Origin of the sequence: Streptomyces niveiscabiei (genome assembly GCF_001419795.1) — a bacterium.
In the GTDB taxonomy this organism is placed as follows: domain Bacteria; phylum Actinomycetota; class Actinomycetes; order Streptomycetales; family Streptomycetaceae; genus Streptomyces; species Streptomyces niveiscabiei.
Genome location: NZ_LIRL01000780.1, coordinates 1 through 7,934 on the forward strand (window position 1 = coordinate 1; position 7,934 = coordinate 7,934).

The window sequence follows — 7,934 nt, forward strand, 5'->3', positions numbered from 1 at the left end:
CGGCATGGAGCGCGCCGGCATCGACCGGAAGTGGATCTTCGCGCTGAACAAGGGCGACCGCACCCTGCACCGCGACCGCGTGCACGCCTGGTTCCTCCGCCGCGGCTACCAGAGCGACACCCTGGACAACTCGGTGATCAACGGCTCGGCGGACACCGCCGAGAAGGCGTACGCCCTGGCGGTCAACGAGCGGGTCGACGCGTTCGTCCGGCGCGCGCACGCGGCGGGCCGCAAGGTCCTCGTCGTCGACGACGGCGGCCTCCTCGCGCAGGGCTACGGCGCGAGCGGCGTCCTGGACGAACGCGTCGACGGCGCCCTGGAACTGACGGTCAGCGGCCTCAAGCGGATCACCAACGCCCCCGGCGAACTCAGCATCCCCGTCCTGAACATGGCCCGCTCCCGCCTCAAGAGCATGTTGGGCTACAACGAGATCGCCGACTCCTGCGTACGGCGCCTGCGCGCGATCCTCCCCGGCGAGAAGTTCATCGGCCGGCACGTCCTGCTCCTGGGCTACGGCACCCTGGGCGGCCGGGTGGCCCACGCACTGCGCGCCCTGGGCTGCCGGGTCGCCGTGGTGGACACCGACATCCTGACCCTGATCACGGCCGCCGAGCACGGCTACGAGACCTACCGCAGCGCCGGCGAGGCGCTCGCCGCGCACTCCCCGTTCCTGATCATCGGCAACACCGGCGAACTCGCCATCACCCCGCGGGACCTGCCGCTGCTGCCCGACGGCGTCCACCTCGCCGGCTTCGCCACCAAGGACTTCAGCCTCCTCAGCGAGGGCTTCGAGGGCCTGGAGTCGACAGCGGTCCCGCAGGTCGGCGTCCGCTACACGCTGCCGACGGGCACCACGGCGACCCTGCTGGGAGACGGCCGGTCGCTCAACCTCTTCGAGTACGAGGGGATCGCGAACCGCGGCTACGACGCCTACCGGGCCGGCACCCTCATTGCCGCGAAGACCCTCTGCCGCGAGGCCGGTTCGCTCGGCCCCGGACTGCACCTCGAACCGGTGGACCGGGCCATCGACGAGGCGGGCCTGTTCGCCGCCTACTACGAGGAGTACCTCGCCTCGGGCACGCGGGCGGCCCGGTGAGCCCCCGCACGTCGGGGACCCACGTCTGCGTGATCGGGTTCGGAGCGGCGGGCCGCCTGCACCAGCGCCTCCTGAGCGACCTCGGGTTCGACGTCAGCGTCGTCGACCCCGCGCCGGGCGCCGAGACGCCCGGTGTCCCGGTCCTCGGCCGGATCGAGGACGCCCTACGGCGCCGCCGCGTCGACGTGTGGTCGGTGTGCTCACCGACGGCCACCCACGTGGCGACGGTCGCGCAGGTGCTGGACGCCGACCCGCAGGCCCGGCTGCTGGTGGAGAAGCCGCTGTGCCGGGCGTGGGAGATCCCCGCACTGACCGCGCTCCTCGTCGCCCACCCCGAGGCCCGGCTGGTGATCATGGACCAGTACCGGCACTCGCAGGCGATGGCCCTGCTGCGCACACTGCGCTGGGAGTTGGCCCCCGGGCACCCGCTGACGGCGGTCCGGGTCGGGTTCGGCAAGGACCGCCGCGAGGACATCGCGGGCGGCCGGTTCGTCGACCACGACTTCGGCGTCTTCGGCTACGAGTGGCTGCACATGCTCGCCCTGGTGCGCGGCGCGCTGCCGCCGGAGACCTACGACCGCTACCTGGCGACCGCACCCGGCGAGGTGACGCTCCACGTGGCGACGGACCCGGAGCTGACGTCCACCGCCGCCCACGAGCGGGTGAGCGCGGACGGCGTGGAGGTCGACCTGTACTCCACGATCGTGGGCCCCGAGCCGTCGGGACAGGTCGGCGTGCCGGACTGGTTCGACGGAGCGGTCACGGCGGGGGAGAGCCGGCAGCGCCGGGTCGAGGTGGTCGCGGGACCGGTGAGCCTGCGCCTCGACCTCGACCCGGTGACCCTGCCCCGGGGCACCCGGCTGCCGCGCAACACGCACCGGCTCGCCGTGGCGGGACCGCAGCCGCGCCGCGAGTGGCTGGTGCACGACTCGCCGCTGGACAACGCCCTGCGCTGGTCGGTGGCCGCCCTGCTGTCCCCGGACGGTCCCCCCGGTCTCGACCTGCGCGGAGTGTCGCGCATCGGCCTGCTCGCCGAGACCGCGCACCCCGCGCCCCGGCCACGGTCCGTGCGGACGTGACGAGCCCGCGTGTCTGTCTGCTGGTGCCCGCCGCCTCGGACGGCCCGTCCGTCCCGGTCCCGTGGGACGTCCTGCTGGCCGCCGCCCGGCTGCGCGCCGACGGCTGCGACGTCACGGTCTGGGACGAGCGGCTCGCCGCGTTCCCCCCGGCCGCCTCGGCCCCCGATCTGCTGGTGGTCTTCACGGCCGCCGGCACGCCCTGGCCGGTGGACCTGTCCCCGGTCAGAGCGGCCGTGGACCGCGCCCGCGCGTGGTTCCCCGGCGTGCGGGTGCTGGCGGTCGGCCCGCACGGCAGCCGGCTGCCGGGGTCGACGCTCCTGGAGCTGGCGGCGGATCACGTCGCCGTCGGCGAGGCGGCCTCGGCGGCGGTACGCGCCACCCGCGACCTCGCGGCGGGCGCCGCCGTGCCCGTCCTGTACGGCGGGATGCCGCGCCCGCTGCCACCGGTGCTCGTCGTGGGCAACCGGCCCCCGCCCTACCGGCCCCTGGAGTGCTGGCCGCCGCCCGCCTACGACCTGGTGCCGCTGGCCCGCTACACGGCCCGGACGGTCGTGGACGGCGTACCCCGCCTCGTCCCGGCGGGGGCGGCACGGATGGCCGACGGCCCCGGCCGGGTGCTCGCCGGCCTCGCGGCCCAACGGGCGGCGGGCCTTGGCCATGTGGTCTTCCTGGACCGCGTGTTCGGCGCCGACGACGACCCCGGCGGCTGGCTGCGCGGCCGGGGCGTGGAGTGGACGAGCCGCACCCGGGGGGACGTCGTCCTCAGGAGCGACGTCCGGTCCTGGGCCGCCGCAGGCTGCCGGACGGTGTGGCTGGACGCCGGCCCCCGCACCCGGGAGGCGGCGGCGAGGCTGTCCGGCGCCGGCATCACGCCCTGCGTGTCCGTGCTGGTCGGCGCGCCCGGCGGCACCCGCGTGCCGGACCCGCCCGCCTGGTTCGCCCCGGTCCGGTTCGTGCTGCGGCCCGGCACCGCCGCGTACGACCGCCTCGCGCCGGGCCTCGGGGGCGGGACGGCACCGGTCACCTGGCGGGGCGTCCAGGACGTGAACCTCCGCTACCGGCGGCGCCACCCCGCCGACCTCGACGAACTGGAGCGCGGACTCGCCGCGCTGCCCCGACTTCTCCCGACTGGATGTGAGGTTCCGTGCTGACGTTCGGTGTGATCGGCTGCGGGTCGATCGGCGGTTTCTGGACCCGGCTGCTGACCCGTGAGGACACCGGGCTCACCCGGCGGGCCCGGCTGGCGGCGGTCGCGGGCCGGGACCCGGTGCGGGCCGGGGCACTGGCCGCCGAGGCGGGCTGCGGAGTGACGACCGTACCGGGACTGCTGGCCCGGCCCGACGTGGACGCCGTCCTGCTGTGCACGCCGAGCGGCACCCACGCCGCGCTGGCCGAGGAGGCGCTGCGCGCCGGGAAGCACGTCCTGGTGGAGAAACCCGTGGACGTGACCCCGCAGGCCGCCGACCGGCTGATCGGCGTGGCCCGCGAGACGGGACGGACGCTGGGCGTGGTGTCCCAGCACCGCTTCGACCCCGCCGCGAAGCTGGCCCATGAGGCGATCCGCTCCGGCGGACTCGGCCGGGTCACCTCCGTCATGGCCGAACTGTCGTGGTGGCGTGCCCCGGCGTACTACGCCTCCGGGACCTGGCGCGGCACCCCGGACCTGGACGGCGGCGGCGCGCTGATGAACCAGGCGATCCACGCCGTGGACCTGGTGCAGTGGCTCGCCGGCCCGGTGGTGGAAGTGACCGCGCACACCGCGCAGTTGGCGCATCCCGGGATCGCGGTGGAGGACGTCGCGACAGCAGGCCTGCGCTTCGCCGACGGCGCCCTGGGCACCCTGCTCGCCACCACGGCCGCCTACCCCGGCCGAACCGCCCGCACGGCGGTCAACGGGGACCGGGGCAGCGTGGTCATCGACGACGACGAACTCGCCTACCTGCACCTGTCGCGGGACGGCGAAGAGGCACCCGCGTACGGGGCGTTCGGCGCCGCCGACCAGTCGGACGCCCACCGGACAGAACTGGCCAGGGACGAGGCCAGGGACGCCACGGGCATGTTGTACCAGCCGCACCGGGACCAGCTCCTGGATTTCTGCGACGCCGTGCGCGACAACAGACCGCCCCTGAGCGACGGCGAGGACGGGCGGCGGGCGGTGGCCGTCGTGACCGCCATTTACACGTCCGCGCGGACGGGACGCCCGCAGCAGGTCCGCCAATTCCAGGAGTGAGGAGAAGGGAGGTCCGGCTCGTGCAGATCCTTATACGCGTGTCAAACAGGCGGCAAAATCCATAAAAATGGTCTGGTGTCTCGCCTGGTCCGGACCGATGATGATCTTCATGCGGATGGAAAGCTGCGCCCGACAGATCGAAATGGGCAGTGGCCTCCTTGTCTTACAAGGAGGCCCGGGAACAGGAAAGACTTCCCTTCTGGAGGAAATGAAAAAGCGCGCCACGGCGTCCGGTTCGCTTTGCTTGTCCGCCACGGGATTCCCCGACGAACATGAAATGCCCTTTTCCGCCGTCGAACAATTCGGCCACGTCCCCGGAATCCCCGAGGACGTCCGGTCGGCCGTACGCCGGCTCGTCGACCGCGCGGCACCGGCCCCCGCCGGGCTGCTGCGCACCCTCGCCTCCGCGCTGACCGAACGGACCGAACACGGCCGGATCGTCATCGCCGTCGACGACGCCCACCACCTGGACCCGCAGTCCCGGTCCTGCCTCCTCTACCTCGCCCGCCGCCTGTGCTCCCACCCCGTCACCGTGGTCCTGGCGTTCCCCCGGACCTGCTGCGCCCCCGACGGCGACCCCCGGGAGTTCCTCGCCCTTCCCGGAGCCCGGCTGGCCGAGACCAACCCCCTCGGCGAGGACGACGTACGGATGCTGCTGGAGCGTCGGCTCCCGGCGCGGACCGCCGCGGGACTCGCCGCCCCCGTCCACCGGGCCGGCGGCGGCAACCTCTGCCTCGTCACCGCCCTGCTGCACGACCTGCTCCGCACCGGCGAGCCCGGCCCCGGCACACCGGTCCGCATCGGGGAGTCCTTCCGGACGGCCTACCTCGCCCTGCTGGCCCGCCACCCCGCCCTCGCCGAGGCCGTCGAGGCCCTCGCCGTGCTCGGCGACGACGCGACGCCCCCACGAGCCGCCCGGCTGCTCGGACAGCCCCCCAAGGACATCGAGCACCGGCTCGCCGAACTCGACCGCGCGGGCCTGCTGGACGGTGGAGGATTCCGGCACCCGGACGTACCCAAAGCCGTGCTGGGCGCGCTCGGCGCACGGCTGCCGGCCCTGCACAAGCAGGCTGCCGCGCTGCTGTTCGTGGAAGGCGCGCCCGCCACCGTCGTCGCCCGCCACCTCCTGGCCGCCGACGAGCCGCCCGACGCAGCGCAGGTGCGGGTGCTGTGGCACGCCTGGCGGCAGTACCTGACGGCCGGCCAGTGGGACCGGGCGCTCGCCGGCCTGCGCCTCGCGGAGCGCGCGGACCTCGACGGACGCCAGCGCTCCAGGATCCTCACCGCGCTCGTCATCACCCTGGGCGGCCGCAACCCCTGCGCGGCGCAGGCGGAGGTGGACCAACTGCTGGCCGTGGTGCGTTCCGGGCACGCCGACTACAGCGCACTGAAGGTCCTCGCCTTCCGGTCGCTCTGGCTCGGCAACCGGGAGCAGGGCACGGAGCTGACGATCCGGCTGATCGAGTCCTGCCGGGTCGGCGAAGGGCACGACGACGCGTGGGGCTTCGTCACGCTGGCGGTCGCCCTGTGGCCGGGACTGCTCGACCTCCCCGCCGTACGCGCCTACGTCCACGACCAGCGTGACGCCGCCGTCGCGGGGGACGGGAACGGCGACGGAACCGGCTGCCCGCTGCTCGCCGTCGCCGACACGCGCCGGATCTGGGGACTCGACTTCGCGTCCCTGCTGGAGCTGATCGACCGCGGTGAACTGGCCCCCGCCGACCGGCTCTGCCAGGAACTGCGCGAGATGCTGCCCGCCGGCGCGCTCCCCGTCCGCCAGGCGTCCCTGGAGGCACTGCACGCCCGCATCCGGTGGCACCTGGGAGACGCGCCGGGGGCCGCGGCGTACGCGGCCTCCGCCCTGGCGCTGCTGCCCGACCACGGCTGGGGAATCACCGTCGGCCTGCCCCTGGCGGTCCTGATCGCCGCGCACACCCTCATGGGCGACCTGGACCAGGCGGCCCGCTGCCTGGAGCGCCCGGTACCCGACGAGATGTGGGAGTCCTCCTGCGGTCAGCTGTACCGGATCGCGCGGGGCGGCTACCTGATGGAGATCGGCCGCCCGCACGCCGCCCTCCAGGACTTCCTGGCCTGCGCCGTCGACGGACGGCCGGACACGGTGGGCTGGCGGGCCTGCGCGGCGGAGGCGTACCTCGCCCTCGGCGACACGGACCGGGCCCGCCGTACGGCCGTCGAGGAACTCGTGCACGAAGGCCGCTCGGCGAACCACCGGAGCAGGGCCCTGCTGGTCCTGGCCTCGGTCGACGACCCGCAACGGCGCCGGGCGCACCTGGAGGAGGCCGAGCGGATCCTGCGCACGGCGGGCGACCGGACCCTGCTCGGCCGGGTGCTCGCCCGGCTCGGACAGGAGGACCTGACACAGGGCCACGCCAAGGCCACGCGCGAACACCGGGACAAGGCGCTGGAACCGGCCACCGATGGCGGGGCCCCGCACCGGATACGGCCGTTCACGGTCCCGCTCGGCGAGGAGCCCGCGCCGGCCGAGCCGTGTCCCGGGAGGAGCGAGGCCCCGGCGGCGCCCGAGTCCCTCACGGAGGCCGAGTGGCGGGTGGCGTCGCTGGCCGCGGAGGGCCGCTCGAACCGGCAGATCGCCACCCAGCTGTACATCACGGTGAGCACCGTCGAACAGCATCTGACCCGCGTCTACCGCAAACTGTCGGCCCGCCGCCGCTCCGAACTGCCGGATCTGCTGGCACGCGGGGTCCGGCCGGACGGCGAGTAGCGGTCGCACCCGCTGGGAGAAGCCGCTTGAACCACCGCCCCCGCTGCGGCGATGATCACCGTCCATGGAGTTCTTCTGCTACCACCGCGACCGGTCCGGCTCCCTCCCCCTGCGCCGCCGACTCGGCGAAGCCCACTGGTCGTACATGGACGGCTACACCGCCGAACTCATCGCCCGTGGCCCCACCTTCGCCGCCGACGGCGAGACCCCTACCGGCAGCGTCCACATCGTCGACCTCCCCGACCCCGCCGCGGCCCGGGCGTTCGCCTTCGACGAGCCCAACTACCAGGCCGGGGCCTACCGGGACGTCCTCCTGCGGCGCTGGCGCAACCTGCTCGGCCGGACGATGTGGGACTTCCCCGGCGGCCGGACCGGCGGCAACCGCTACCTGGTGATCGGCCTCGCCCCCGACCCGGGCACGGACCTCGCCGTACCCCCGGACACCGACGACCTGATCGCCTTCGGCCCCCTCCTGTCGGACGACGGTACGGCCTGGCTCGGCACGGCGGCCCTGCTGCGCGCCCCCGACGCGCAGACGGCACGCCGGGTGCTCGTGGGACACGCGCAGACGGAGGTGCACGACTGGGAGTTCGGCGGCCGACGCTGAAGCGGGGGCGCTGCGCGGGACGGGGCGGCGACCAGGGGACGCGCCCCTCAGGAAGCCCGCGCAGCCCGACACCCCGCCTCAACCGACCACCGACACTCCCCGGCTCCTCGACTGCCTGCTCCTTGCCTCACCCGGCCTCCGGCACCTCCCGCCCCTTCAACCTCCCGCTCCACCACCAC

The 7,934-nt window shown here is 74.5% G+C and carries 6 protein-coding genes; all 6 read left to right on the forward strand.

All coding sequences use genetic code 11. The annotated features are described in order from the left end of the window. Positions 1–1,096, forward strand: a 1,096-nt coding sequence (locus tag AOK24_RS33425) for a Rossmann-fold NAD(P)-binding domain-containing protein (protein ID WP_055723762.1), incomplete at its 5' end; no start/stop codon positions are given. A gap of 29 nt (positions 1,097–1,125) precedes the next feature. Continuing rightward, positions 1,126–2,175: a Gfo/Idh/MocA family oxidoreductase gene (locus tag AOK24_RS33430; protein WP_240554249.1), complete on the forward strand. Its 1,050-nt coding sequence runs from the start codon at positions 1,126–1,128 to the stop codon at positions 2,173–2,175. Further along, a complete protein-coding gene (locus AOK24_RS33435) occupies positions 2,172–3,326 on the forward strand; it encodes a radical SAM protein (RefSeq protein ID WP_240554250.1) in 1,155 nt (384 codons plus the stop codon). Before AOK24_RS33430 ends, AOK24_RS33435 begins: the two co-directional genes overlap by 4 nt. Continuing rightward, on the forward strand, positions 3,320–4,405 hold the full coding sequence (locus tag AOK24_RS33440) for a Gfo/Idh/MocA family protein (RefSeq protein ID WP_055723765.1): 1,086 nt from the start codon (positions 3,320–3,322) through the stop codon (positions 4,403–4,405). Before AOK24_RS33435 ends, AOK24_RS33440 begins: the two co-directional genes overlap by 7 nt. Positions 4,406–4,520: 115 nt before the next feature. Continuing rightward, positions 4,521–7,148, forward strand: coding sequence for a helix-turn-helix transcriptional regulator (locus AOK24_RS52385; RefSeq protein WP_276206875.1), 2,628 nt, complete (start codon positions 4,521–4,523; stop codon positions 7,146–7,148). A gap of 64 nt (positions 7,149–7,212) precedes the next feature. Beyond that, positions 7,213–7,755: a YciI family protein gene (locus AOK24_RS33450; protein ID WP_055723767.1), complete on the forward strand. Its 543-nt coding sequence runs from the start codon at positions 7,213–7,215 to the stop codon at positions 7,753–7,755. Positions 7,756–7,934 lie beyond the last annotated feature (179 nt).

Bases quoted from the DNA above. Each gene is read 5' to 3' on its own strand.
- AOK24_RS52385 (WP_276206875.1), top strand. From the start codon at position 4,521: ATGGAAAGCTGCGCCCGACAGATCGAAATGGGCAGTGGCCTCCTTGTC.
- AOK24_RS33450 (WP_055723767.1), top strand. From the start codon at position 7,213: ATGGAGTTCTTCTGCTACCACCGCGACCGGTCCGGCTCCCTCCCCCTG.